Genomic DNA, 25,697 nt, shown 5'->3' with positions numbered 1-25,697 from the left:
AAAATCGAGGAAGATGAACACCCTTAACCGCGGAGCGGAAGGCATCAGAAGATGATCTCCATGATACGGCGCATCAGGGTATAGGGCAGCAGGCGGGCCGAGAGCGTCGCGAGCCAGTTGATCAGCCCGGGGACAACTTCACGCCGCCCGCGGTGCAACCCCTTTAGCGCTGACCAGGCCACCGCTTCACTCTTGCCGGTGAGCAGCTTCGCGAGCAGGTTCCGCTGGTGACCTGCCACGTCAAAAAACTCGGTTTCGGTGGCGCCGGGTGACACAACCGTGACCCGTACCCCTGCCGGCCGCAGCTCTCCGTTCAGGGCATAACCCAACGCCCGCACATAGTGTTTGCAGGCGCTGTAACCGGCATAGCCCGGAATCGCCATGTGTCCGGCCACTGACGCCACCAGCAGCACATAGCCTTCGCCCCGGGCCTGCATTCGGGTGGCAAAATGGTGAGTGAGGTGCGTCAGGGCGGTCATGTCTACGTCCATCATGCCCTGCAAATGGCCCCACGGCATCGCCACAAACGGCTCCTGCAGCCCAAGCCCGGCATTGTTGATGAGGATGTCCACTTTCACCCCGCGCCCATCCAGCGCATCCAGCATGGCCTGCCGTGACACCGGGTCCATCAGGTCACAGGGCAACACCAGCACATCCACCGAAAATTCCGCCAATAGCGTATCCCGCAGGGATACAAGACGGTCCTCCCGGCGGGCAGTGAGCACCAGGTGCGCTCCTGCAGCGGCCAGCAACCGGGCGTAATCCTTCCCCATGCCGGAAGAGGCCCCGGTAATCAACGCAGTCTTGCCAGAAAAACGCTTCATCTCCAACTTCCCTTGTCACGCCAACCGTCAATGTCGCTGCAGGTATCACTGCAAGCATCGGCAAATTGCCAACAAGGAGGTGATGATTCAACCAAACCGGGAAACACCGGGTGACCAAAAATCGATGGAAGCGACCAAAGTGATCCCGGTCAGAAACGATCACCCAGGGGAACACTGTCTTCGCTGGAGAAAAAACCGCAAAAAAAGCTGACTTCGCACGGACAAAAACGATCAAGCCCGGTAAATACCGGCTTCAGCGCCCCTCAGGAGAGACAAGACAGGAAAGATCAGAAAGTGGCCAAAAACACATACCCTGCGAACAGCGTGGATCACACCATCGATATGATCTGCCGCCGTTCGCACAATTCACTTACCTGCTTCCAGAATAGGGAGCCCGGCTTCGGTCGGAATGTAGATCCTTTCTCCCTTGCCATCCTGAAGCCCCTTGATCCAGATATAGCGAAGGTACTCTTCGTTGTTTTTAAGTGACGCGCCTATAATTCGGTTCGCCTCGGCAGCGGCCTTCGCGCGTTCGATGTCCGCAGCCCCCTCCGCCTTTGCACGAGCGATTTGAGCTTTCCCCTCAGCCTCCGCTAACGTAATGCGTGCCTTGGCCTGCATCAGGGCGGCCTGCTCACGGGCCTTCGCCTCCTCTATGAGGATTTGCTTGGACCATTGCGCTTCCTTTAATGCCGCACGCCCATTCAGCTCCTGGCGATAAACGTTATATTTCGGCCAAATCCAGAACGCGAGAACCAACAACAAGACAACCGCCAACACCAACGTTATCAGGCTCCCCAGGGCCAGAGCCTGTCGATTCTGATACATATCCACCCCAATCGTTTATTTTATTCCTGATGAAATGAAGGCCGTAAGGCCAGCACCACAAAGCTGACGGCCACGGCGAGGATTTCCAGGGCCAGATACAGATACATAAAGCCATTGGCAGATCCATCCACGATGAGGCCATAGCAGCGTCCCACCGCCATGCCGCCAAGCACCAGTATCACAGCCCAGACGCCGGCGCGTTGCGTTGCCGGCTCGCCAGCGAGTTTGAATAACACAACGGCAAGCCCCAAAGACAACCCACCGTAAGTGGCTCTAACATCGATCAGGGTGGATGGCATCACTGGCACCTCACCCAATTGCCGCAGCAGAAATATTTGCGGCCAGAACAAGAAAGCCGTTCCGTAAAACAGGAACACAGTTGCGACTATCCGTACCAGTAAAGCTTGCATGTGTAGCCTCCTCGGCCCGCAATCGTACAATCTGGTTTTCAGGTTGAATCAGAGCCAGAATGATTCGCCAGAAACTCGGCAAACAGCTCTTCGCCGGTAACATGTCGGGTCTTTTCTGCAAAGGAATAGAAGGATGGTTTACGTTCAATAAAAAGCTGTTGCGTCAGCTGCCAGTTTTCGTACTCCTGAAAAAGCCCAACGGGTATAGCGGTGTGCCCCCCCTGACGAAGCCGGTAAAAAAGGTGCGTGCCACACTCACGGCAGAACCCGCGCTCCGCCCAGTCTGATGAAGCAAAAACCACAACGTGGTCCTCACCATTCACCACTACATCGTCATCACACTCAACGGCAAGCAAGGGACCTCCGCCCCATCGTCGACAAATATCACAGTGGCATACAGCAACATGCGGTGAATTTGGAGTAGCACCAAGGGAAACAGCGCCGCATAAACAGCGGCCCGTCATGGGAGCCGGGAAATGCATGTCGAAATCCGTCCGTGGTAACTTGCACTGCTCTACTGTACCCCGACTCTGCACACTTGGCAGCCCCATTCACCGGTCACGCAGAATCAGGCCAAAACAGAGCCATAACGAATCAAGAACGCCCATAACACGCGAGATCCGCGCGCCCCGTCTGCCTTGCCCACTCATCTGCCCACTCAGCCAGGGGACCCATTGCCTTCATCAACTTAAGGCCAAGGTCTGTGAGGGCATACCCCTTGCCATCTTCGAGTATCACCACCCCGGCCTCCCGAAGCTCCTTGAGACGAGACATGAGAACATTTGGAGAACTGATTCCACACTCTTGCTGCAACGCTCGACTGCTCTTGTGTTGATGCTCCCTCAGGCACCACAGAATCCGCAACGACCAACGGCGGCCCAGTAAATCCAGTGCCACCATAATTGGCTGTCCCGATTGGGAATTACGTACCGGCTGTCCCGGCTTGACTGAACGGGTTCTCGCCACACTTGATCTCCCGGCTTTACGCTACTAAATTGATAGCGCTATTTATCTGATAGCAAATTTTAACAGAAAATGAGGACAAACCATGATCATTGATGCTTGGGCTCAACACCCTACCCTGCGCCACCTTCAGGATCCTATTTTCGACTCCCTGAGGCGCTGGACTAAAACACCTGCCCCCTCCTCGGAACTCCCTGTGTCTGCCACCGTAGCGATGATGGATGCCGCCCAGGTCGACCTGAGTCTGATTTCAGCCTGGGAAGCACCGGGGAAAACCATGATCTCCAATGATGAAGTAGCGCAGTTTGTCCACCAGGCACCTAACCGGTTACTCGGGATTGGTTCCGTGGATATTTCCCGTCCAATGGCTGCAGTTCGGGAAATTCGTCGCTGTGTTAACGAGCTGGGGTTCAAGGGAGTCCGAGTACTTCCCTGGCTGTGGGGAGTGCCACCCACCGACCGCCGTTTTTATCCTGTTTATACGGCCTGCGCTGAAATGGGCGTTCCATTCTGTACGCAAATTGGCCACACCGGACCGTTAATGCCGAGTGAAGTCGGTCGTCCCATTTATCTGGACCAGGTTGCGCTGGATTTTCCTGAACTAAAAATTGTGGGTGGTCATATCGGCTACCCCTGGACTGAAGAAGCGATTGCCATCGCCACCAAGCATGAGAACGTCTTCATCGACACATCTGCGTACACAGCAAACCGTTATCCGTCAGCGCTGGTGGAGTTCATGCGCGGACACGGCCGCAGCAAGGTCCTTTTTGGTACCAATTATCCTATGATCCCGGCCGAGAAAGCCCTTGAGGATCTGGACCAGTTGGCTCTCGATGACGAAAGCCTCGCCCTGTTCCTTGCTGGTAATGCTCAGAGGGTGTTTGAGCTTACCTGGAACGGGTAATGTCCTGGCGGGTACTTCCGGTAGCCGCCGAAGGCGGGTAGCGATAATGCCCGGTGATCTCGTAGTCGAACAGCATATCCTCCAGTTCAGGGCCGGCACCAATGTTATGCACTATCAGTGGAGTGTCGCTGCCCTCAACCTTGCGGTCAGTCACAATACCGATATGCGGCAAGTTACCGGGTAACACCCATGTAACCATGTCACCGGGGGCATAGTCGGCGGGCCGATGGCTGACGGGAAAAGATTCACCATGTCGGCGGAAGAAAGTTTGCAAGTTGGGGACGCGGCGGTGGTCGATATTCCGATCGGTGAAATTCAACCCCCAGATCCGTTTCGACGGATAAGCGGCGAAATTGCTGACCATATCCTCATGGACCAATACCTGCAGATCAACGCCCAGTGCGCGGTAAGCCCGGATCACCACATCCGTACAGACACCGATATTGGAAGGGACATCACCATTTGGGTAAACCAACGCATAGTAGGCGCCGTTGTAACTAACCTGATGGCGTGTACGCTCCAGAGCTGCCAACACCAGCATCTGCTGAAACGTGGTTGCTTGCACCGTTCCTGGCACCAGCAAGCAAAGTAGCGTTACCGCTGCTACCAGACGTTTCATCTTTTTTCCGTCTCTTTCCCACCTCGATTCAGCAGACGGCCTCACATGGACCAACGGAGCGCCGGCGGGAATGATCAGTCATGGGAGCGTTGAGTCAGCGCCACCCAGCCGAAGAACACCATAAAGGCCAGATCGTTGAGCCCATAGATGCTGTAAAACACCCCGGCAAACAAATCCTGCTCATACACCGCACCAAGGCTATGGCTCGACATCCATACAGACCAGGCCACCACATACACCAGCTTCTCTACGGCAAACGCTGCCGCCAACCAACGAAGATCTCCCCGGACAAAAGCTGCCCCCAGATAAGCCAGCCCCCATACTACAATCATCATGAGCCCAAAGTTGGACATGACCACCGGGTCCGCCTGATTAATGGCATCATTGGTAAAGGCACGGGAGAAAAGCATCACCCCACCGATATTCATCAATGCCGCCGCAATAAAACCGTTACGAGTCAGGTTGCTATTCATTCTTTCTCCAAGGCAACACATTATTGTTTGATAAAGGCCAATCAGCACATCAGACATTCATGACTGCAGGATCGGTTTAGCAAGCTACGCCCGGAAAGCACTTGTAGGCATAACAGGTCAAAGGCGCTCAGCGATAAAGCGACCAACCCGGATCATGAGCGACCTCATAACCCCATTGTAGTGTTGATTCCTGTTGTTTCATGCTTTCAAGCACACCCTCAACCGTATCAGGCTGTGCAGTGTAAAAAACCAGTTGGCGCATTCTCGGGAGAGTCAGCACAACAGCAATGACAGTATCACTGTTTTTCAGAGCCGCCCCGACCTTATCTTCAAATTGATACAGTTCATGAGAGGCTTCGGCTACAGGAAACCCGTTCTCATCCACGCGGTTAATCCCGATCGCAATCATCACCCGGTAGGGGTAAGCCTTTCGACTCTTTGCCACCGCCAACGCGCCGCGGTTTTGTCTGACTATCAAGGGCGCGCCATCAACAGACCCACGGCTAATTTCCCAGGATTCCTCTTGCTCATCGATTGCTATCACGCTACTCGCGCAAGCCAGCAATGCCAAACTCACAGAGCCCACCACAAGCATTTTAATAATTTTCACGACTATCCATGTCCCTATTTTCTTCAACAACTCGGCATTACAGGATAATGATATCCAGTAGAAGTCGGGGTTAGCCTTTATTCTTCCAATCCAGACTATAAAGGTCATCCCTGCGATCGCGCAGATTGGTGACCGACCCCTCCCGGTGCAGCAGTTTCAGTTTTTCCAGATCCACATCCGCAAACATCAGCATTTCGGTGTTGGGTACCGACTCACTGATGATGGCATCGTGGGGGAAATAGAAATCGCTGGGGGAAAATACCGACGACTGGGCGTACTGGATATCGACCGCATCCACCCTGGGCAGGTTGCCCACGGAACCGGCGATGGCCACGTAGCATTCGTTTTCGATGGCGCGAGCCTGGGCACAATGACGCACCCGCAGATAACCATTCTTGGTGTCAGTCCAGAACGGGACGAACAGGATATCCATCTTTTCTTCGGCCAGCAGACGGCCCAGCTCCGGAAACTCCACGTCGTAGCAGATCAGAATACCGACCCGACCGGCATCGGTATCGAATACCTGTACCTTGTTGCCGCCCTGGATCACCCAGTCCCGACGCTCATGGGGCGTGATGTGGATCTTGTACTGGGACTCCACCGACCCGTCACGGCGCATCAGATAAGCGACGTTATAGACCTTTTCATCTTCAATCACCGGCATGGAACCACCGACAATATTGATATTGTAACTCACGGCCATATCCGCCAGCGCATCACGCACTTCATCGGTAAAACTGGCCAGGAAACGCACCGCTTCCACTGAGTTCAGTTCCGGACGCAGGCCCATGAGTGGCGCACTGAAAAATTCCGGCAACACGGCAAAGTCCGCGCGATAATCCGATAACGCGTCGATAAAGAATTCCACCTGGTTAAGCAGGTCCTGCACATCCCGTGCCGCCCGCATCCGCCGCTGGACAACGCCCACTCGAACCACGGTACGACGGGGCCACTCAGTATCTTCATCTTCCGGTTCATAAAGAATGTTGTCCCATTCGAGCAGCGTCGCGTACCCGCGAGAGTCTTCATCCTCCGGCAGGTATTGCTTCATGAGACGTTTCACATCGAAGCCATTGGACAGCTGAAACGACAGAATAGGGTCGTAGATTGCGCGGGCTTCTACCTGCTCAATGTATTCGGTGACCTTCATCTGATCTGCGTATTTGGAAAAGCCTGGCAAACGACCACCGGCCAGAATGGCACGCAGATTCTCTTCCCGACACAGCTCCTTGCGCGCCTCATAAAGCCGACGCCCCAGACGGTAACCGCGGTATTCCTTGTCCACAAACACATCCAGACCATAGAGCGCATCCCCCTTGCGGTTATGGGAACGCACCTTGTCGTCGGTGATCAGGTCTTCATAGCGGTGCGGGTTGGAGAAGCGGTCGTATTTCACCTTGATGGTTAGCGCGGTTGCCACCAGTTCCCCGTTATCCTCTATCACCAACTGCCCTTCCGGAAAAATACGGATCAGGGTGCGAATAGTGTCTTCCGGCCAGGCCCCGCCAATGTCGTGATAGACCTGGTCCATCAGTCGTGCCAGCGCCGGGTAGTCTTCTTCGGTCAGGGTGCGCAGGCGCAGGCGGGTCGTTTCTTCAGCCATAACAACTCCTTGTGGATGCACTGCACGCTCTATGCCGAGCGCTGCAGCACATTAAACATCAACAACATTACCGCTTTGAGGCCGGGCTCTATCAGGCATTCAGCGGCGGGAACGGGATCAGCCAACTCATGGCACGATTGTGCAGCGCATCGGGGCCTGTGGGATAGAGGCCAACGCCATCGGGACGAATAAAAATCACCCCTCCATCATTCAGTGCGACGTAGCCGGAAGCATGCTCACGCACAAACCCGCAGGCTTGCCCCCAGGACGGTTGCAGCGAGGGTGGAATGCTTTCGTAGCCAATGACACCATTGGCGAGGGGGTCATCGATGGCGACCCGGTCACGATAGAGGCCAATAGCATCTTCCCCCACCAGCAGCACCATGCCCTGATGGAAGTGCAGCAGGGTCACATTGCCACGGCCGTTGAGAGTCAGATTTTCCTGGCGATCGATAATGGTATCCATAAGCAACCTTGGCAGATTGGGCAGATAAATGGCTGAAAACATTGTAATACTTACCGGCGCGGGAATCTCGGCGGAATCCGGCATCAAGACGTTCCGGGCGTCAGACGGCCTGTGGGAAAACCACCGGGTCGAAGATGTGGCCACACCCGAAGCCTTCTTTCGCAACCCGCTGATGGTGCAACAGTTCTATAACACCCGCCGCGAGCAATTGCTCAGCGCTGCCATCAAGCCCAATGCCGCGCATCAGGCCCTGGCACGGCTCGAAACGGCCTGGCCGGGACAGGTTCTGCTGATCACCCAGAACATCGACAACCTGCATGAACGGGCAGGCAGTCGCAACCTGATCCACATGCATGGGGAACTGCTCAAAGGGCGCTGTCAGACCAGCGGTGGATTGCTGGAGATTGATCACGATCTGACACCGGCGCTCCCCTGCCCGCTCTGTGGGAAACCCGGCTGTCTGCGCCCCCATGTGGTGTGGTTCGGGGAAATGCCCCTGCAAATGGAGACGATCTACCAGGCGCTGGCCCGGTGTGACCTGTTCATCAGTATCGGGACTAGCGGCAACGTCTACCCGGCGGCAGGTTTTGTGGAAGAGGCCAATCGTCACGGCGCGCACACCATTGAGCTCAACCTGGAGCCCTCACAGCGACTGACCGCCTTTGCCGAGCACCGTCACGGACTGGCCACAGATCTCGTGCCCCACTACGTGGATGAGCTGCTCGCCACCTGAACCTGCACCGTGGCCCACGTGCTCGCCAGACAAAGCAGGATCAGGTACAGAACCTGCGGATGGCAGGCCTGCAACAGACACCAATATTGAGGGTTTCTATCACCGGCAGAGGCGGCCTCATATTTCTATAAGCCGCTGTTTCCGCTAGACTGCTGGACCTCTAAGAAGGGAGAGTCAGCCAGGGGCGCGGCCTCCAGCAACGACAGGTAGCAAAGACCATCATGACCGATAAACAGGTAGACGATCTCAATATCGCCTCACAGGAACTCCTGATCACCCCGAATGCGCTGAAAGAAGAGCTGCCGCTCTCGGACAACGCGCGCAAGACGGTGATTGAAGGGCGCGAGACCATTCGCAACATCCTCGACCGCAAGGACCACCGTCTGTTCGTGGTCATCGGCCCCTGCTCTATCCATGACACCAAGGCGGCCATGGACTACGCGCAAAAGCTGAAAGCACTTGCCGAGGAAGTGAAAGACACCATCTACCTGGTACTGCGGGTCTATTTCGAGAAGCCACGTACTACAACTGGCTGGAAGGGGCTGATCAACGACCCCTACATGAATGATTCCTTCAAGGTGCAGGATGGTTTGCATATCGCCCGCAAACTGCTGCTGGACGTGGCCGAGCTGGGCCTGCCGGCCGCCACCGAAGCACTGGACCCAACCACCCCCCAGTACATTCAGGATCTGATCGCCTGGAACGCGATTGGCGCCCGTACCACCGAAAGCCAGACCCACCGGGAAATGTCGTCCGGTCTGTCCAGCCCGGTGGGCTTCAAGAATGGCACCGATGGCAGCCTGGATGTGGCCGTCAACGCCATGCTGAGTGTGCAGTCCCCACACCGCTTCCTGGGTATTGATCCGGAAGGCCGTGTGGCACTGACCACCACCAAGGGCAACCAGTACGGACATGTGGTACTGCGCGGTGGCGGCGGCAAGCCGAACTATGATTCCGTATCCGTGGCCCTGGCCGAAAAAGCACTGGAAAAGGCCGGCGTCTCCACCAACATCATGGTGGACTGCTCCCACGCCAACTCCAACAAGGATCCCGGCCTGCAGCCTCTGGTGATGGAAAACATCGCCAATCAGATTCTCGAAGGCAACCAGTCCATTGTTGGCCTGATGGTGGAATCCCACCTGAAATTCGGCAACCAGAAGATCCCGGCCAATCTGGATGACCTAGCATACGGTGTGTCCATTACCGATGGCTGTATTAGCTGGGAAACCACGGAAGAGTCCATCCGTGACATGGCCAGCAAGCTGCGCGAGGCGCTACCCAAACGTTTGGGCTGAGCCACTGCCCAGTACTGAAAAGCCGCCTTCCTGGCGGCTTTTTTTATGGTTCATCGCGGATTAACGGGAATCGTCCACAGCCCTCGCTTACGCAGGAGCGTCACTGGCGGCGCGATAACCCAGGTCGTTAAAGACGGATTTACCACAGAGGGCACAGGCTCCACAGAGCAAAACCGTCTTCCTGCGCGAACCGTGCCCTCTATGATAAAAATGCTTTTGATCCTGGTCTGGGATCGCGCCGCCACCGAGCGTAGCGAAGGAACACCGGCAGGGCCGCCCGGAGGCTGAACGAAGCGAATAACCGACGCTCCTACGGCAAGTAAGGGGATTAAACCGGGCCTTTCCCGCTACCCGCGATAAACCCAAAAAAAACCCGGCGCTAAACGCCGGGCTTTTTCAGGCTGTTTCCTGACAGGCAGATTTACATGAAACCGCCAAACAAGGTATCAAACAGCTCAGTCAGGGCACCGGTATCAAGAGACGGTTGTTCCGGCGCTTCCTGATTGATCAGACAACCCAGACCCAGTGTCAGGGACAGATTACCTTCTTCGTTGAAGGCGCTCAGCAACGGACAGCCTGGCAGCAGGCCAATGCTTTCCGTATTGAGCAGTTCAACGTTGTCCAGTGACTCCACAAAGCAGGCACGCGGATCGACACTGCCAGTAGCAGACGTCTGCGGGCATACCTGTTCGGTCAGCGGATTCGGCTCACTCAACGGGCCCAGCAGTTCTTCCAGAGCGGCAAGACCTGCTCCCGCTTCTGCCAGACAATCCGCCGGGGTGGTCGGTCCCAAATCACCCGCTGCCGTTTCCGGGCAGAATTGCTCCAGCGCAGGGGCCAGCGGGTTGTCACCACCGCCCGGCATACCACCAGTCACCGCTTCTTCGAAACAGGCTGCCGGATCCACGGAACCGTCTGCAGATTCCATGGGGCACAGGGCTTCGGTAAGTGGGTTGGCGCCACCGATGATGTCCTCAATGTTGCCAAAGCTGCTCCCCGCTTCGGTCAGACAGTCCACCGGTGTGGTTGGACCAACCTCGGCTTCAGCGGTATTGGGGCAGAACTGCTCCAGCACCGGTGCCAATGGATTTTCACCACCACCCGGAGTACCTCCAGACAAGGCCTCCTCAAAGCAGGCTGCCGGATCTACCTGCCCATCAGCGGACTCTGCCGGGCAGAACTGCTCGGTGAGCGGATTGGACCCAGAGATCAGGTCCTGCACATCGCCAAAAGCGGAACCGGCTTCCGTCAGGCAGTCGATCGGCGTCGTCGGACCGACTTCACCGGTGGCGGTTTCCGGACAGAACTGTTCCAGAACAGGGCCAAACGGATTCTCACCACCACCCGGCAGTTCCCCGCCCATTGCCAGGGCTTCCTGGAAACAGGCCGCCGGATCTACCGTGCCATCGGCGGATTCTTCAGGACACAGCTGTTCGGTCAGGGGATTGGAGCCTGAAATCAGATCCTGGACATCACCAAACGCAGCACCGGCTTCAGTCAAACAATCGATGGGAGTGGTCGGGCCGACATCGGCGTCTGCCGTTTCAGGGCAGAACTGCTCAAGCACAGGGGCCAACGGATTGCCCCCGCCACCACCGGGGAGGCCTCCCGCTGCGGCTTCTTCAAAACAGGCCGCAGGGTCAATCGGTGTTGACGCTGCCGCTTGCGGGCACAGGTTCTCGGTCAGGGGATTAGGCCCTAACAGCAGATCCTGAACATCCTGGAAGTTACCGCCGGCTTCCGTCAGACAGTCAATCGGCGTAGTCGGCCCCAAATCTCCTTCGGCCGTTTCCGGGCAGAACTGCTCCAGCACTGGCGCGAGAGGGTTATCTCCGCCACCACCTGGCAGCTCGCCCCCCATAGCCAAGGCCTCCTGGAAGCAAGCCGCAGGGTCTACCATGCCATCAGCCGATTCTTCCGGACACAGCTGTTCGGTCAGGGGATTGGAGCCTGAAATCAGGTCCTGGACATCACCAAACGCAGCACCCGCTTCGGTTAGGCAATCAATCGGCGTGGTGGGGCCGACGTCACCCGCGGCAGTCTCAGGGCAGAATTGCTCCAGTACCGGTGCCAGTGGGTTATCGCTGCCACCATTCCCGCCATCGCCACCGTCACCACCATCTCCGCCACCTGCGGCTTCCTCGAAGCATGCGGCTGGATCAATGGGGGTTGTCTGGGCCGCTTCCGGGCACAGATTTTCGGTCAGTGGGTTCGGGCCCAGTAGCAAGTCTTGTACATCCTGGAAGTTACTACCCGCTTCCGCGAGGCAGTCGACTGGCGTGGTTGGGCTTACATCACCGGCTGCCGTTTCCGGACAGAATTGTTCCAGCACCGGGGCCAACGGATTGTCACCACCACCAGGCAAACCACCACCAGCGGCTTCCTGGAAACAGGCGGCCGGATCGACCTGACCATCAGCGGACTCTTCCGGGCAGAACTGGTCGGTAAGCGGGTTAGAACCAGAAATCAGGTCCTGCACGTCGCCAAAGGCGGAACCGGCTTCCGTCAGACAGTCCACTGGGGTGGTCGGGCCGACCTCACCCGCTGCCGTTTCCGGACAGAATTGTTCCAGCACCGGGGCCAGCGGATTGTCTCCACCACCGCCACCGGGCAGACCACCGCCGGCCACTTCCATGAAACAGGCTGCCGGATCAATGGGGGTAGTCTGTGCAGCTTCAGGACACAGGTTTTCGGTCAGCGGGTTGGGCCCAAGCAGCAGATCCTGCACGTCCTCAAAGTTACCGCCAGCTTCGGCCAGGCAGTCTACCGGGGTGGTTGGGCCAACAGGCGCCAGCGCCGCTTCCGGGCAGAACTGTTCCAGCAGAGGTTTGAACGGATTGCTGTCGCCGCCCCCATCACCGGGGAAACCACCGGCACCCATGGTCGCTTCGGCAAAACAATCCGGGGGATTGACTCGCCCATCGGCCGCGTCCATGGGACAGATTTGCTCTGTCAGCGGGTTAGGCGCAGTGATCATGTCAATGACGGTAATGTAGACGCGGCTGGCTTCATCCAGACAAGCTGTTGGCGCTTCAGGAGACGGCGCAACGCTGCCGGTTTCCGGACATAGCTGGCCGGCAATCGGATCTGCCTCTGCATCACCGCCGTCGCCGCCACCCGGTAAACTACCGCCCGCGACCGCCTCAGCGAAACAATTCGCAGGATCGACCTCACCATTGGCAGACTCCACCGGACAGATAGCCTCAGTGATCGGGTTGCTTGCGCCAAGAAGATCACCAGCATTCTGCAGGCTGCCTGCGGCTTCCTGCAGACAGGCTGCAGCAAAAGTACCAGACTGCTCAACGAAGCCGGTCAAGGCCGCCTGAGGGTCTTCCTGCAACAGTGACGGGTCAAACAGGCCCTCAGGGTCGAATGCAGTGACCGCCTCCGGACAAAATTGCTGGACGATCATATCCTGCGAAAGTTCTGAGTCCTCTTCCCCTTCCTGGAAACACTGAAGAGGATCCAGAGACCCGCCCTCGGCAACCTCTCCGGATGCTTCCGGACAGAGAACATTCGTCAGTTCATTCTGCTGATCGATGATTGATGCGATTTCTGGTGGCAGAGTGCGAGCTACCGCATCCGCTGCGTCGGAGGAAGGCGATGAACTACCCCCTCCACCGCCACAGGCTGCCAGCATGGCTGCCAGAGCGCTGCTGCCTACCAGAAGTTTGAGTTGATTGGCCAAGATGAACCCCTCCATCGTGCTTTGTCGTTATTGCCCCCCCTCGGGGAGATTGCATTAGCGACTATGGAAGGGATGTGCAATCTGCTGTAGAGCAACGCCGTTGACAGAATGTAAGCTAGCGTAGCCAGCGTTACCCAATGGTGTCTGAAGTCGGGTCAGTGCAACTTATTGATAACAGATTACACTCATGGGCTGGATGACCCCATTACCAGGGACGCATGAGCTCGCACATGATGATCGTTATCCGTCTTGCTCAGATGAGGATGAACAAAAGCACCAATTTCCCGAAACGCCTGCCCTGCTTCCGGTAACCAACCAGACAACGCCTGAAACACATGAGGCATCTTTTCCCATACCTGTAGCAGACAAGTTACCCCCGCGGCCCGGGCACGTTCCGCAATCCGCTGGGCATCACTGAGCAACACTTCCGTGCTGCCAACCTGAATAATCAGGGGGGGCAACCCAGTAAAATCGGCGAACACCGGCGAGAGGGTCGGAGCTGCCGGATCCTCGCCCCGACTGTACGAGCCAGACACGAAGCGCAGAGCCTGCAGAGGGATCAGCGGGTCCTTATCCTCATTGTCCCGGATAGAATCGCCGGAACAGGTCAAATCCCCCCACGGACTAATCAAAACCGCGCAGGAAGGCAGCGGCAATCCCATCTCACGCAGTCGTATCATCGTGACCAATGACAAATTGCCGCCGGCAGAGTCGCCAGCAAAGACAATCTGCTGCGGATCATAGCCCTGAGTTAGCAAGGCACGATAGGCGCTCACAGCATCTTCAAGGGGCGCTGGATAGGACCAATCGGGGGGTTGCCGGTAATCCACTGCCAGCACCTTTGCCCGGCAATAGTGACTCATTCGCCAGGTCACCGCACGGTGTGAGCGCGGCGAACCAAAAAAATAGGCGCCACCGTGAAAATACATCACCACCCGACTGGCACGCACCTGTCGCCCGGTGATCAACCATTCACCGGGCACGCCTCCTACATGGGCGCGCGCTATGTGCACATCAGAAGGCACCGGCAAAGCCAGTGTAACGGCATCAAAGCCAAGCTGGGAAAACTTCATGAAGCGGGGGGTAAATCTCACCCGATTCACCACCGGTTTCACCACTCCTCGCAGAGCGGCACCAATGGCTTTGCCCTGCCAGCTGACGGCACGAAAATACTGGTTGTTATTGTCGTTCATTGCATCGTTATTCCACTGGCCCAAAACCAGAGTAAGTGGTCATTCTTTGGGGAACAAGCCACAATAGCCTCAGCTTTGTTGCTCAATGAACCACAGGAAGACGAGACCCGGTATGGAATCACTGCGCCAACGCTGGCGGCATATCATTTTTGGTACCGATACACCGGCCGGGCAGCTGTTTGATGTGCTCCTGATTGTGGCGATTCTGGGCAGTGTGGTCGCAGTAATGCTGGATAGCGTTTCCGGACTCCATGAGAATTACGGCACCTGGCTGTACGCCGCCGAGTGGTTTTTTACCATACTCTTCACCTTTGAATACGGAGTACGGCTCTGGGTCAGTGACCGCCCATTGCGCTATGCACGAAGCTTTTTTGGCATCGTGGATCTGCTTTCGATTATTCCGACGTATTTGAGCCTGTTTGTACCCGGCTCCAACTATCTGCTGACCATCCGTGCCCTGCGTGTCCTGCGGGTATTTCGGGTGATGAAGCTGGCCAAATTCATGGGCGAAGCCAATCAACTGGGGCTGGCACTGGTACGAACCCGGCGCAAGATTGCCGTGTTCATGTTTTCGGTTTTTGTGGTGATCATCATTTTCGGCAGCCTGATGTATGTCGTCGAAGGCCCCAGGAACGGCTTCACCAGCATCCCGCGCAGTATCTACTGGGCCATCGTCACGATCACCACGGTCGGTTACGGCGATATTTCTCCGCAGACGCCACTGGGGCAACTGATTGCATCACTGGCCATGATCACCGGCTACGCCATCATTGCGGTGCCTACTGGCATCGTCACAGCCGAAATCTCTGCCGCTCGCACCAGCATGCAGTACGAGCGCGAGTGCACCCACTGCCACCGCCACGCGCACGACCCGGATGCCCGGTTCTGCAAGCAGTGTGGCAATGAGCTGCCAAAGTTGTCACTGAAAGGGCCGGATGGCTAAGTCTGCTAGGCTATGCTTGCGCGGCTTGACGCAACGGTGAAGCAGGGTTTGCGGTCTGCCTTCAAGGCCAGACGTCCGGGACTGTGAACGTCTGGTCTGTCTCGCTCTTCCGCTAGTCCCTGATACACCTTAAATAAGGCCCTCGCGCTCCAGCACTTCAATAAACAGGGAAGGCTCCGGGCGAATCCGGTAGTTGTCGGTCAGATGCTGGAACACCAATCGCCCTTGAGCGTCCAGGATCAACACCGTGGGCATAACCGTATCACTGTCATAACCCAGCACTTCGAGTCCCGCCGGCGTGCCCCCCGCGTCAAGAATCCCCAGCGCACGGGCGGCAGCATTGTCATCATCTCGCAGATAGTCAAAATTCACTGAAAACTGTTTCGCCAGTTCCGCCGACTGGGCATGGGATTGCGGACTGATCAGCGCCACACGTACCCCCTTCTCTTGCAGGGACTGATAGGCCGCTGCCACTTCGCGTATCTGGGCAAGACATAACGGACACCAGTTACCCCGAAAGAACAACATCACCACCGGGCTCCCCGCAAAGTCCGCCACCGTCACCGGGCGATTCTCAAGATTGGTAAACTGTACTGTCGGCAGCATTTCACCGACTTTCGCCACCACCGGGCGCTGTTGATAACGGCTGTACCAACGAATATAAAGATGCACCCCGGCCAGATTCAGCACCGCAAGCGTGGTCATCAACCAACAGGCATGCCCGGCCAGAAACAGACTGATCACGGCAAGGGTGCCCAGCATTGAGGGCCAGAAGACCCAGGGCAATGAGGCACTGGTTCGTGCCGGTTTCCCGAGAAACAGCCACCCCAGAAACGCCAGCATGGGAACAGCGGCAAGCAGCAGCGCCAACGACGCCAGATTCCCGGACGACACCAGCAACCACAGAGCGAAAACGACCGTGGCTACCGCGAGGGAAATCAGACCGGAAATAAACAAGGATTTGAGACTTTTCATGGACAACCCCATTGTGCATTCGCCATTGGATGCACAATGGGGACAGGCGTTACAAAAGAAATCAGGCGCTGCAGGTTTCCAGAAGACCGCGCAGCTCCGGAATACACGACCCACAGTTGGTGCCGGCCTTGCAGCACTTGCCAATGGCTTCCACGGAATCTGCGCCCTCTTCCACAGCTGCCTCGATGGTCTTCTGTCGAACCTGATGACAGCTGCAAATGACCGGCCCCAGATCGGGACCGGCATCTGCGGGTTGCCCGGCCAGAATCGATAGCGCCTGCACTTCACTGCCTTCAGTGAAGCACGTCGCCAGCCACTCCACGTCACACAGCGGCAGGGTTTCGCCAATGGCCAGCCAGGCAATCAGCTTGCCATCGCTGTCCAGAGCCGCACGGCGGAAATGCCCGGTAGAGGGATCATTCAGCGCCAGCCACTGGGCGGCCTCAGGCATCCATTCGTGAAGTTGTTGTTCGGTTAGGTCCGCATCGCCGGCCAGCCGATAGCGTTGTACCTGGCCCGCCTGCAAAAATGCATCGACGGGAACTCGGGCCCAGTACTCCACGGCGGGCGGGGTTGCCGCCGTGAACAACCAGCCATGCCAGCGGGGTTGCCAGTCGCTGACATTAACCGGCGTATGTTTGAACGCTGGCTGGCCGGAATGCGGATCCAGACGTGCCGGTACCAGGGCATCAACCCGGGCCCGACGAGAAAACTGATCAGTCCAGTGCATGGGCATAAACGCGGTACCGGGTCGCTGCCCGCCATCGCTTTTAACCCGCACCAACGCATCACCCACCCGGCTGGTCAGGCGGACAAAACCGCCATCTGCGAGTCGGTAACGCTCGATGTCTTTGGGATGCAAAGCCGCAAACGGCTCGCTGAGGTGGGCAAACAAGCGACCTGCGCGCCCGGTGCGCGTCATGGTGTGCCACTGGTCGCGAATACGGCCACTGTTGAGAATGATCGGGAAGCTGTCGCCAATCTCGCGCACCACCGGATTCTCGCAGGCCACAAAACGGGCACGACCATCCGGGGTGGAGAACGTGCCGTCCGCAAAGCAACGGTCACCGCCCTGCAGTGGCCATTGCTGGGGCTGCCACTGCTCGTATTGGTCGGCACTCAGTTCCGCCGCAGCAGTCAGGTCAAGCCGCTTGCCAAACCGGCCTGCCAAGGCGGTGAGCGCCGAGTACTCGGCAAAAATTTCGTGTTCGTGCTGATAACCGAATCCCTGGGTGTACCCCATACGGCGCGCCACTTCGGTGATAATCCACCAATCCGCCCGGGCTTCTCCCGGGGCGGGCTGAAACGGCCGCTGACGGGAAATACAGCGCTCGGAGTTGGTGACCATGCCGGACTTCTCACTCCAGCCCAACGCGGGCAGACGGATGTCCGCACACGCGAGGGTATCGCCGCTGGCCACACAGTCGGAGACCACCACCGTGTCGCATCCCATCAAGGCGTGACGAACCCGGTCGGCCTCTGGCAGGGAATCCACCGGGTTAGTGGCCATGATCCAGACCGCTTTTACCTCGCCACTTTCCACCGCATTGAACAGGTCCACCGCGGTGAGACCGTTGTGTTTTGCCAACTGTTCGGTCTGCCAGAAATCCGCCACCGCGGCGTGATGTTCGGGGTTATCGATATCCAGGTGCACGGCCAGCTGGTTGGCCAGACCGCCCACTTCGCGCCCGCCCATGGCATTAGGCTGCCCGGTAATAGAAAACGGGCTGGCGCCCGGTTTGCCGACGCGGCCGGTAGCCAGGTGGGCATTGATAATCGCGTTACCCTGGTCTGAGCCGTTTCGGGCCTGATTCACCCCCTGTGAAAACACTGTCACAGTGCGTTCGCAGGCCGCAAACCAGTGATAAAAGGTGGTCAGATCGACTTTCGACACACCCAGCTGTCGGGATAGTGCGTCCCAGTCGTTACCCTGGGCGCGGGCTGTGGCCAGTGCCTGATCAAAGCCGTTGGTATGATGGGCGATGTAATCCTGGTCCAGCGCGTTGTGATCATCCAGCCAGGTCAGCAGACCGTTGAACAACGGCACATCCTGACCGGGACGCACCGGTATATGCAGGTCGGCAAGATCGCAGGTGGCAGTACGGCGAGGATCAATCACCACCACTTTCATTTCCGGCCGTGCCTGCTTTGCCGCAGCAATGCGCTGGTACACGATCGGATGTGCCCAGGCGGTGTTGGAGCCAGTAAGAATCACCAGATCTGCGATTTCCAGATCTTCATAACAGCCCGGCACAACATCTTCACCAAAGGCACGCTTATGGGCGACCACCGCACTGCTCATGCACAGGCGAGAATTGGTATCAATGTTGGCACTGCCGATGTAGCCCTTCATCAATTTGTTGGCCACATAGTAATCTTCGGTGAGCAGCTGGCCGGAGACATAAAAGGCCACGGCATCGGGGCCATGTTCATCCACGATACGGCGAAAACGCTCGGCCACTTCGTCCAGTGCCCGGTCCCAGCTCACCCTTTCCCCATCGATATCGGGATACAGCAAGCGGTCCTGGTCGCCCAGGGTTTCCAGTACAGACGAGCCCTTCACACACAGTCGGCCCGCGTTGGCCGGGTGAGCCGAATCGCCTTGCAGCTCCTTGCCATCGGTGCGAATTCCGCAACCTACGCCACAATACGGGCAAGTGGTACAGATACTACTCATGCGGCAATTTCCTCCTCGCCGTCGCCGCCCCTGTCCGCTGCCTTGCAGAACGCTTCGCCCAGCAGCAACACCTGGCGACGGGCGCCGATATCAGCATGCTCGCGCCACAAGGTTTCGTAAAAGGCAGCGTCAGACACATCGCCATACAGCACCATGCCAATGATCCGGTTATCACGAACCTGAAGACGACGGTAACCACCCGGCAGAGACAGCTGCAGGTTTTCCCCTTCACCGCCTGTGCCTGCGCCTTCAAAATCGCCAAACGAGACCAGATCAATACCGGAAATTTTCAGGCGGGTAGCACTATCGGCATAGAGATATCGCCGGTGGCCCAGTTCCGCCAGATGGCTGGCACACACCGCTGCCTGTTCATACAGCGGTGCGACCAGACCGAAGGTCCGGTTACGGTGCTCCACGCATTCGCCAATGGCATAAATAGCAGGGTCAAACGTTTGCAAGGTGTCATCGACACGAACACCTTGGTTAACGCTTAAGCCTGCGTAATCGGCCAGTTCCGTCCGCGGAACAATACCCACGGCCTGAACCACATAATCTGCGGGCAGACGCTGACCATCGGCCAGCCTGACAGCCGCCACGCGGCCCTGCCCTTGCGTTTCCGTATCAGCGCTCTCGATGGCAGCCGTGCGGGCCTGCATGACAAATTTCACGCCCCGTTTTTCCAGGTCGTGTTGCAGGCGATGACCGGCTGCCTCATCGAGTTGCTGATTGAGCAAGTGGCCGCGACTGTGAACCAGGGTGACATCATGCCCCTGCTTCACCAGTGCATCGGCGGCCTCAAGCCCTAAAAAGCCGCCGCCCACGACCACCACACGGGCGGCCGAGAGCGACAACAACTTGCGCACGTCATAGAGATCGCGAAAGCTCATGACGCCGTCTAGATTCACTCCCTCAACGGGAAGCTGGCGGGGTGCAGCCCCGGTAGCCAGCACCAGGCGGTCGTAGTCCAGCTTGTGGCCGGCGGCAGTGACCACCTGACGACGGTGACGGCGGATAGCCACCACCGGTGAACCGGTTATGAGTCGAATTCCCCGGTCCCGGTACCACTGGTGCGGGTGGGTGGTGATCGTGACTTCGTCAGTCCCACCACCCAACAGGGGCGACAGCATGACCCGGTTGTAACCAGCAAAAGGTTCTTCGCCGACCACCGTGATCTGATACAGATCCGGCGCCAGGCGAGTCACCTCTTCCAGCAGGCGGATCGCCGCCATGCCGTTACCAATTACTACCAGTTTTTTCATTACTGCCTTGCCCTTGCGGTCAGTGCGCGGCCGACATGGCCACTTCGATCACATCACCCTCCACCCGAACCGGGTAGACATTCAGGCTGACGGTTTCGTCTTCGATACACTGACCGGTTTCCAGATCGAAGTGCTGTTTGTAGATCGGCGAGGCCACGACCTTGCGGTCCCCGATCGATCCGAGGATCCCTCGACTCAGCACATTGGCATGGCTGAAAGGATCCATGTTGTCGAGCGCATAAAACTGGCCATTACGGGTGCAGAACAAAGCGGCCTGGCCCGCCGGCAGACGAACGCCTACCCCGGTGCCTGGCAACACATCGCTGACCTTGCATACGGCTTTCCACTCCACGGCAACAGAACTGTTCATGATCAGGCCTCCTGAACCGTTTCAATGCGTTCGTGCTCGTAGGCGGGGCGACGTTGGCCTCGCTCACGAACGTACTGCAGGTTGTCATCATTGGCGTCATCGTTGACGAAGTGCTTGAAGCGCTTGACCGCTTCCTTGTCCTCGATGGCAGTCTTCCACTCACACTGGTAAGTGCCGATGATATGCTTCATCTGCGCTTCCAACTCTTCACCGATCCCGAGGGAATCATTGATGATCACGTCCTTGAGGTAATCGAGGCCGCCCTCCAGGTTTTCCATCCAGACACTGGTGCGCTGCAAACGATCAGCTGTCTTGATGTAGAACATCAGGAAGCGGTCGGTGTACTTGATCAGTTCCTCATCGCTAAGATCCGAGGCAAACAGATCGGCATGACGAGGACGCATGCCGCCATTACCACAGACATACAGATTCCAGCCTTTCTCGGTAGCAATGACACCCACATCCTTGCTCTGCGCCTCGGCACATTCACGGGTACAACCACTGACCGCAAATTTGAGTTTGTGCGGGCTGCGCAGCCCTTTGTAGCGTTCTTCGATCTGGATGGCGGTGCCCACCGAGTCCTTCACACCGTAACGGCACCAGGTCGAACCCACGCAGGACTTCACGGTCCGCACCGACTTGCCATAGGCATGACCGGTTTCAAAACCGGCCTCGACCAGAATTTTCCATATTTCGGGAAGCTGATCGACGCGGGCACCGAACAGATCGACCCGCTGACCACCGGTAATCTTGGTGTAGAGGTCGTATTTCTTGGCCACTTCACCGAGCACAATCAACTTGTCCGGAGTGATTTCACCACCGGCAACGCGGGGCACGATGGAATAGGTACCATCGCGCTGCATATTGCCCATGAAGTAATCGTTGGTGTCCTGAAGGCCCGCATGGGGTTTGTTCAAGACCCAATCGTTCCAGCAGGAAGCCAGCACATTGGCCACGGTCGGTTTACAGATATCACAACCATCACCGCTGCCATGTTTTTCCAACAGCTGATCAAACGTGGTGATCTGCCCAACACGTACCAGGTGATAGATTTCCTCGCGGGAATACGGGAAGTGCTCGCAAACGTGGTTGTTGACCTCCACACCCCGTTTTTCCAACTCGCTGTCGAGCACCTGTTTCACCAGTGCGGCACAGCCGCCACAAGTACCCGCGGCATTGGTGCAGGCCTTCAGGTCACCCACGGTCATGCAGCCACCATCGATAGCCGCACACAGATCGCCTTTGGAAACATTGTTGCAAGAACAGATTTGGGCGGTGTCTGGCAGGGCATCGGCACCCAGCAAGGGGGCGCCATCAGAGACCGGCGCCACCAGGGCTGCCGGATCGCCAGGCAAATCCATTTCGTTAAGGCACAGCTGCAGCAGGTTGCCATAATCGGCGGCGTCGCCGACCAGCACCGCGCCAAGCAGTTTCTTGCCGCACTCGCTCACCACCGCCTTCTTGTAAATGCCAGCGGTCTGATCCATGAACACGGTGCTGCGGCAGCCCGGGGTGTTGCCGTGCGCATCACCGATGGACGCGACATCCACGCCCATCAGTTTGAGCTTGGTGCTCATATCGGCACCCTGGAACGCTTTTTCGGCCTTGCCCATCAAGTGCTCGGCAGCAATTTCCGCCATCTGGTAACCCGGCGCCACCAGACCAAAGATACGGCCATTCCACAACGCCACTTCACCGATGGCGTAAACATCTTCATCTGAAGTCACACAGTGATCGTTGACGACGATACCGCCGCGCTCGCCCAGCTCCAGTTCGCAGGCACGACCCAGGGCATCCTGCGGACGGATACCAGCGGAAAAGACAATCAGGTCCGTTTCAAGATGCTTGTCTTCACCAAACACCATACGGTGTTTGCAGCTTTCGCCATCAATAATCTCCTGAGTGCCAGTGCTGGTATGCACAGTCACACCCAGTTCCTGAATTTTGTCTTTCAGCAGACCACCACCGAAATCATCCACCTGAACGGCCATCAAGCGCGGGGCAAATTCCACCACATGGGTTTCCAGACCCAGATCGTGTAATGCCTTGGCGGCTTCCAGGCCGAGTAGCCCCCCGCCGACCACAGCGCCGACTTTGCCGCCTTTACTGGCGGCAATCATGGCATCCAGATCATCGATGGTGCGGTACACAAAGCAATTATCGCGATCGTTGCCCGGGATCGGCGGCACAAACGGGTAGGACCCCGTGGCCAGCACCAGCTTGTCGTAAGCCAGGGTCTCACCGGTATTGGTGGTCACAGTTTTGGCAGCTCGATCAATGCTGTCGGCTCGGGTCTTGAGCTTCAGGGTAATACCGTGCTCTTCAAAAAAGCCCTGCGGCACCAGTGAAAGGTCATCGGCAGTCTTGCCGGAAAAGTAGCTGGTAAGCCCAACCCGGTCGTAGGCCGGCAGCGGCTCTTCACACAGCACGGTAACGTCGAATTGGTCACGGCCACCCTGGGCTACCAGCGATTCCAGATAACGCTGACCCACCATGCCGTGACCGATCAAAAGAAGTTGTTGCTTTGCCATAAGGCTCACCCTCGCGGTGCGTAACTGACACCCTCCCCAAAGCAACCCTTGTGCCAACTTTTTATATCATTGTTTTTACTGGTTTTTTTCAAATATAACCGAATACCCTACAGAAAATGTGCGTTCTTTTAATGCGCCAATGCACGACAAGGATGCACTTTTTAGTGCACCGAAATGTTCCATTTTCGCGCTCCGCATTTGCGCACCAGCACTAAGCACACTTTCCTGCCCCCTTCATCATCACACACGCTTCATCCCGGCCCTTTCATGCAGATATCCCTGATCACAACAGCATCTCACTCCCATGCACTAACGCCGGAAGTCCCACTCAGACACTCAATCTGTTCAACGATATTCGCGCCACATTGATTGTTGTCGCCCCAGCTACCAACTGTGCCGAGCAGCCTTCCCAAAGCACAGCCATAGCCCGACGACTGCGGGTATCGCATCCGGGGCAGCAAACAGGCAAACGCCCGCACAGGCTTCATTCTCATTACTGCGCCCCCAATGAACCGGAAAGCACACCTCAGGACAAATAAGAACGAGCGTCGACACCAATAGCCCTGCATAAGCAAGCCTTCTGCGCATGAGGGTTTTGAGGTAATCATCCACGGCGGCCCCTGCCCCAAACGCGCCCACCTTTTTTGCACCAGCGAATAGCGCTTCGCGCCCCAGCTGCACCCCTCGAAACCTCGCATAATCACCAAAAATAATAAAAAACCTTAAATTTCAGCATGTTAAAAAGTGGCACAACCTTTGCTTGGCATGCCACTGTCATCAACGCTGCCGTCTATGGAGTTACCATGAGCGCCGACAAGCTGAACCTGCTGAATTTCTCTGCGCCGCGCATCAGGTTGTTGCACCTGAGCTGGGTCGCCTTTTTTATTACCTTCGTGGTGTGGTTTTCCCATGCCCCGCTGATGGGTCACCTACGTGAGGTATTTGACCTGACCACCGAGCAGGTCAAGGCCCTGCTCATTCTCAACGTCGCCCTCACCATTCCTGCACGGGTGGTCATCGGCTCCCTGGTCGACCGCTTCGGCCCCCGTATCGTGTTTGGCACCTTGCTGATGCTTGGCGCTCTGCCCTGCTGGGCCTTTGCCATGGCCAATACCTTCGAGCAGTTAGCCGTCACCCGTTTGCTGCTGGGTTTCGTGGGCGCCGGGTTCGTGGTGGGTATCCGTCTGATTGGTGAATGGTTCCCGGCTCGTGAAGTGGGCCTGGCAGAAGGTGTCTACGGCGGCTGGGGCAACTTCGGTTCTGCCGCGGCAGCCATCACCCTGCCCACCGTTGCACTGATGTTTGGCGGTGAAAACGGCTGGCGCTGGGCGATTGCCAGCACCGGTGTTCTGGCCTTCCTGTACGGTATGTTCTTCCTGTGGCGGGCCCGCAACACCCCGGTTGGCGCCTCTTACTTCAAACCCAAGAAAAGCTCTGCACTGGAAGTCAGCACCAAACGTGATCTGTATTTCTATTTGGCCATGAGTATCCCGCTGTACGCCGCCCTGCTGGTCATCGTATGGCGCCTTGGCCCGAGCAACCTGTCCCTGTTTGGTAGCACCGCCCAGTACGTCCTTATTGGCCTGATCCTGTCGCTGGCGTTTCTGCAGATGGGCCAGGCCTGGCGTGTAAACCGCGAACACCTGAAAGAAGGTGTGGAAGAACACGATCGCTATAACTTCAAACAAGTCGCCATTCTCGATCTGTCATACCTGGTGACCTTTGGTTCCGAACTGGCGGTGGTGTCGATGCTGCCTCTGTTCTTCGCCGACACCTTTGGCCTTGAGCCCGTGACCGCCGGCCTGCTGGCGTCCGGTTATGCCTTTATGAATCTGGCGGCACGCCCGGGTGGCGGATGGTTGTCTGATAAATTTGGACGCAAGAAATCCCTGATCATCCTGCTTGCCGGCCTGATGGTGGGATACGGCCTGATGAGCCAGATCAGCGGAACCTGGCCGCTGCTGCTGGCCGTGGTTGCCACCATGTGTTGTTCCTTCTTTGTACAGGCGGGTGAAGGTGCCGTGTTTGCCACCGTACCGCTGATCAAGCGTCGTCTTACCGGGCAAATCGCCGGTATGGTAGGCGCTTACGGGAATACCGGTGCGGTCATTTTCCTGACCGTCCTGACCTTTGTGGACGCCAGCACCTTCTTCCTGGTGATTGCCGCCAGTGCAGCCGTAGCCCTGGCCGCCGTCCAGTTCCTGGACGAGCCTAAAGGTCACATTGCCGAAGTGGATGAAAAAGGCGAAGTCCAGCTTATTGAAGTTGGCTGATCGCCACCCCTGCTCACCAGCCGCAGGCCGCCACAAGGCCCCTGCGGCTGATGCAGTTAA

Annotated in this window: 22 protein-coding genes; 5 read left to right on the top strand and 17 right to left on the bottom strand. The window is 57.3% G+C overall.

Annotation, left to right across the window (positions count from 1 at the left end; all coding sequences use genetic code 11):
- Nucleotides 1-44: 44 nt before the first annotated feature.
- The 5 genes from D4A39_RS02775 to D4A39_RS02755 all read right to left on the bottom strand — a co-directional run bounded on the left by D4A39_RS02775 (nucleotide 45) and on the right by D4A39_RS02755 (nucleotide 2,962).
- Nucleotides 45-824 carry an SDR family NAD(P)-dependent oxidoreductase gene (locus D4A39_RS02775; RefSeq protein ID WP_119917455.1) on the bottom strand — a complete coding sequence of 260 codons (780 nt, stop codon included), beginning with the start codon at nucleotides 822-824 and terminating at the stop codon, nucleotides 45-47.
- Nucleotides 825-1,190: 366 nt separating this feature from the next.
- On the bottom strand, nucleotides 1,191-1,652 hold the full coding sequence (locus D4A39_RS02770) for an SPFH domain-containing protein (protein ID WP_022984207.1): 462 nt from the start codon (nucleotides 1,650-1,652) through the stop codon (nucleotides 1,191-1,193).
- A 20-nt stretch (nucleotides 1,653-1,672) separates the two neighbouring features.
- Nucleotides 1,673-2,062: a DUF4345 family protein gene (locus D4A39_RS02765; RefSeq protein WP_022984206.1), complete on the bottom strand. Its 390-nt coding sequence runs from the start codon at nucleotides 2,060-2,062 to the stop codon at nucleotides 1,673-1,675.
- Between the two features lie 38 nt (nucleotides 2,063-2,100).
- The gene (locus D4A39_RS02760) at nucleotides 2,101-2,526 is read right to left on the bottom strand and encodes a GFA family protein (protein WP_267899597.1); all 426 of its coding nucleotides are present in this window, start codon (nucleotides 2,524-2,526) and stop codon (nucleotides 2,101-2,103) included.
- A 130-nt stretch (nucleotides 2,527-2,656) separates the two neighbouring features.
- The gene (locus D4A39_RS02755; protein ID WP_022984204.1) at nucleotides 2,657-2,962 is read right to left on the bottom strand and encodes a winged helix-turn-helix transcriptional regulator; all 306 of its coding nucleotides are present in this window, start codon (nucleotides 2,960-2,962) and stop codon (nucleotides 2,657-2,659) included.
- A 148-nt stretch (nucleotides 2,963-3,110) separates the two neighbouring features.
- Between D4A39_RS02755 and D4A39_RS02750 the strand changes: the two genes are divergently transcribed.
- Nucleotides 3,111-3,929 carry an amidohydrolase family protein gene (locus D4A39_RS02750; RefSeq protein ID WP_119917454.1) on the top strand — a complete coding sequence of 273 codons (819 nt, stop codon included), beginning with the start codon at nucleotides 3,111-3,113 and terminating at the stop codon, nucleotides 3,927-3,929.
- Here the strand turns inward: D4A39_RS02750 and D4A39_RS02745 are convergent.
- The 5 genes from D4A39_RS02745 to D4A39_RS02725 form a co-directional block, all read right to left on the bottom strand.
- The gene (locus D4A39_RS02745) at nucleotides 3,913-4,548 is read right to left on the bottom strand and encodes a DUF1287 domain-containing protein (RefSeq protein ID WP_119917453.1); all 636 of its coding nucleotides are present in this window, start codon (nucleotides 4,546-4,548) and stop codon (nucleotides 3,913-3,915) included. The genes D4A39_RS02750 and D4A39_RS02745 overlap by 17 nt on opposite strands.
- A gap of 74 nt (nucleotides 4,549-4,622) precedes the next feature.
- Complete coding sequence (locus D4A39_RS02740) at nucleotides 4,623-5,021, bottom strand: hypothetical protein (RefSeq protein ID WP_022984201.1); 399 nt, start codon at nucleotides 5,019-5,021, stop codon at nucleotides 4,623-4,625.
- A 127-nt stretch (nucleotides 5,022-5,148) separates the two neighbouring features.
- The gene (locus D4A39_RS02735) at nucleotides 5,149-5,631 is read right to left on the bottom strand and encodes a DUF695 domain-containing protein (protein WP_158586912.1); all 483 of its coding nucleotides are present in this window, start codon (nucleotides 5,629-5,631) and stop codon (nucleotides 5,149-5,151) included.
- 70 nt (nucleotides 5,632-5,701) lie between these two features.
- Entirely contained in the window at nucleotides 5,702-7,234 is a 1,533-nt protein-coding gene (locus D4A39_RS02730; protein WP_022984199.1) for a bifunctional GNAT family N-acetyltransferase/carbon-nitrogen hydrolase family protein, read from the bottom strand.
- Between the two features lie 91 nt (nucleotides 7,235-7,325).
- Nucleotides 7,326-7,700, bottom strand: coding sequence for a hypothetical protein (locus D4A39_RS02725; RefSeq protein WP_102792064.1), 375 nt, complete (start codon nucleotides 7,698-7,700; stop codon nucleotides 7,326-7,328).
- Between the two features lie 28 nt (nucleotides 7,701-7,728).
- Here D4A39_RS02725 and cobB point away from each other — a divergent pair, with 28 nt between their 5' ends.
- Nucleotides 7,729-8,433: a Sir2 family NAD+-dependent deacetylase gene (gene cobB, locus D4A39_RS02720; protein ID WP_119917452.1), complete on the top strand. Its 705-nt coding sequence runs from the start codon at nucleotides 7,729-7,731 to the stop codon at nucleotides 8,431-8,433.
- Between the two features lie 221 nt (nucleotides 8,434-8,654).
- The gene (locus D4A39_RS02715; RefSeq protein WP_119917451.1) at nucleotides 8,655-9,728 is read left to right on the top strand and encodes a 3-deoxy-7-phosphoheptulonate synthase; all 1,074 of its coding nucleotides are present in this window, start codon (nucleotides 8,655-8,657) and stop codon (nucleotides 9,726-9,728) included.
- A gap of 421 nt (nucleotides 9,729-10,149) precedes the next feature.
- Here D4A39_RS02715 and D4A39_RS02710 read toward each other — a convergent pair whose 3' ends face one another.
- Both D4A39_RS02710 and D4A39_RS02705 read right to left on the bottom strand, forming a co-directional pair.
- Complete coding sequence (locus D4A39_RS02710; RefSeq protein WP_199699414.1) at nucleotides 10,150-13,416, bottom strand: hypothetical protein; 3,267 nt, start codon at nucleotides 13,414-13,416, stop codon at nucleotides 10,150-10,152.
- 185 nt (nucleotides 13,417-13,601) lie between these two features.
- Nucleotides 13,602-14,609, bottom strand: coding sequence for an alpha/beta hydrolase (locus D4A39_RS02705; RefSeq protein ID WP_119917450.1), 1,008 nt, complete (start codon nucleotides 14,607-14,609; stop codon nucleotides 13,602-13,604).
- A gap of 112 nt (nucleotides 14,610-14,721) precedes the next feature.
- On the opposite strand from D4A39_RS02705, the gene D4A39_RS02700 reads away from it, so the two are divergent.
- A complete protein-coding gene (locus D4A39_RS02700) occupies nucleotides 14,722-15,552 on the top strand; it encodes an ion transporter (protein WP_022984193.1) in 831 nt (276 codons plus the stop codon).
- Between the two features lie 129 nt (nucleotides 15,553-15,681).
- Here the strand turns inward: D4A39_RS02700 and D4A39_RS02695 are convergent, their stop codons facing one another.
- The 5 genes from D4A39_RS02695 to nirB form a co-directional block, all read right to left on the bottom strand.
- Entirely contained in the window at nucleotides 15,682-16,527 is an 846-nt protein-coding gene (locus D4A39_RS02695; RefSeq protein WP_119917642.1) for a peroxiredoxin family protein, read from the bottom strand.
- A gap of 61 nt (nucleotides 16,528-16,588) precedes the next feature.
- Complete coding sequence (locus D4A39_RS02690; RefSeq protein WP_119917449.1) at nucleotides 16,589-19,204, bottom strand: nitrate reductase; 2,616 nt, start codon at nucleotides 19,202-19,204, stop codon at nucleotides 16,589-16,591.
- Nucleotides 19,201-20,463, bottom strand: a complete 1,263-nt coding sequence (locus tag D4A39_RS02685) for an NAD(P)/FAD-dependent oxidoreductase (protein WP_119917448.1) — start codon at nucleotides 20,461-20,463, stop codon at nucleotides 19,201-19,203. Before D4A39_RS02685 ends, D4A39_RS02690 begins: the two co-directional genes overlap by 4 nt.
- A gap of 19 nt (nucleotides 20,464-20,482) precedes the next feature.
- Nucleotides 20,483-20,833: a nitrite reductase small subunit NirD gene (gene nirD / locus D4A39_RS02680; RefSeq protein ID WP_022984189.1), complete on the bottom strand. Its 351-nt coding sequence runs from the start codon at nucleotides 20,831-20,833 to the stop codon at nucleotides 20,483-20,485.
- A gap of 2 nt (nucleotides 20,834-20,835) precedes the next feature.
- Complete coding sequence (gene nirB, locus D4A39_RS02675) at nucleotides 20,836-23,364, bottom strand: nitrite reductase large subunit NirB (RefSeq protein WP_022984188.1); 2,529 nt, start codon at nucleotides 23,362-23,364, stop codon at nucleotides 20,836-20,838.
- A gap of 803 nt (nucleotides 23,365-24,167) precedes the next feature.
- On the opposite strand from nirB, the gene D4A39_RS02670 reads away from it, so the two are divergent.
- Nucleotides 24,168-25,637: a NarK family nitrate/nitrite MFS transporter gene (locus D4A39_RS02670; protein ID WP_022984187.1), complete on the top strand. Its 1,470-nt coding sequence runs from the start codon at nucleotides 24,168-24,170 to the stop codon at nucleotides 25,635-25,637.
- Nucleotides 25,638-25,697 lie beyond the last annotated feature (60 nt).

The sequence above is a fragment of the Alcanivorax profundi genome, from assembly GCF_003597125.1.
GTDB lineage: Bacteria > Pseudomonadota > Gammaproteobacteria > Pseudomonadales > Alcanivoracaceae > Alcanivorax > Alcanivorax profundi.
This window is presented reverse-complemented; position numbering and strand designations above follow the sequence as displayed.

Bases quoted from the DNA above. Each gene is read 5' to 3' on its own strand.
- D4A39_RS02775 (WP_119917455.1), bottom strand. From the start codon at position 824: ATGAAGCGTTTTTCTGGCAAGACTGCGTTGATTACCGGGGCCTCTTCC.
- D4A39_RS02770 (WP_022984207.1), bottom strand. From the start codon at position 1,652: ATGTATCAGAATCGACAGGCTCTGGCCCTGGGGAGCCTGATAACGTTG.
- D4A39_RS02765 (WP_022984206.1), bottom strand. From the start codon at position 2,062: ATGCAAGCTTTACTGGTACGGATAGTCGCAACTGTGTTCCTGTTTTAC.
- D4A39_RS02760 (WP_267899597.1), bottom strand. From the start codon at position 2,526: ATGACGGGCCGCTGTTTATGCGGCGCTGTTTCCCTTGGTGCTACTCCA.
- D4A39_RS02755 (WP_022984204.1), bottom strand. From the start codon at position 2,962: ATGGTGGCACTGGATTTACTGGGCCGCCGTTGGTCGTTGCGGATTCTG.
- D4A39_RS02750 (WP_119917454.1), top strand. From the start codon at position 3,111: ATGATCATTGATGCTTGGGCTCAACACCCTACCCTGCGCCACCTTCAG.
- D4A39_RS02745 (WP_119917453.1), bottom strand. From the start codon at position 4,548: ATGAAACGTCTGGTAGCAGCGGTAACGCTACTTTGCTTGCTGGTGCCA.
- D4A39_RS02740 (WP_022984201.1), bottom strand. From the start codon at position 5,021: ATGAATAGCAACCTGACTCGTAACGGTTTTATTGCGGCGGCATTGATG.
- D4A39_RS02730 (WP_022984199.1), bottom strand. From the start codon at position 7,234: ATGGCTGAAGAAACGACCCGCCTGCGCCTGCGCACCCTGACCGAAGAA.
- D4A39_RS02725 (WP_102792064.1), bottom strand. From the start codon at position 7,700: ATGGATACCATTATCGATCGCCAGGAAAATCTGACTCTCAACGGCCGT.
- cobB (WP_119917452.1), top strand. From the start codon at position 7,729: ATGGCTGAAAACATTGTAATACTTACCGGCGCGGGAATCTCGGCGGAA.
- D4A39_RS02715 (WP_119917451.1), top strand. From the start codon at position 8,655: ATGACCGATAAACAGGTAGACGATCTCAATATCGCCTCACAGGAACTC.
- D4A39_RS02705 (WP_119917450.1), bottom strand. From the start codon at position 14,609: ATGAACGACAATAACAACCAGTATTTTCGTGCCGTCAGCTGGCAGGGC.
- D4A39_RS02700 (WP_022984193.1), top strand. From the start codon at position 14,722: ATGGAATCACTGCGCCAACGCTGGCGGCATATCATTTTTGGTACCGAT.
- D4A39_RS02695 (WP_119917642.1), bottom strand. From the start codon at position 16,527: ATGAAAAGTCTCAAATCCTTGTTTATTTCCGGTCTGATTTCCCTCGCG.
- D4A39_RS02690 (WP_119917449.1), bottom strand. From the start codon at position 19,204: ATGAGTAGTATCTGTACCACTTGCCCGTATTGTGGCGTAGGTTGCGGA.
- D4A39_RS02685 (WP_119917448.1), bottom strand. From the start codon at position 20,463: ATGAAAAAACTGGTAGTAATTGGTAACGGCATGGCGGCGATCCGCCTG.
- nirD (WP_022984189.1), bottom strand. From the start codon at position 20,833: ATGAACAGTTCTGTTGCCGTGGAGTGGAAAGCCGTATGCAAGGTCAGC.
- nirB (WP_022984188.1), bottom strand. From the start codon at position 23,364: ATGGCAAAGCAACAACTTCTTTTGATCGGTCACGGCATGGTGGGTCAG.
- D4A39_RS02670 (WP_022984187.1), top strand. From the start codon at position 24,168: ATGAGCGCCGACAAGCTGAACCTGCTGAATTTCTCTGCGCCGCGCATC.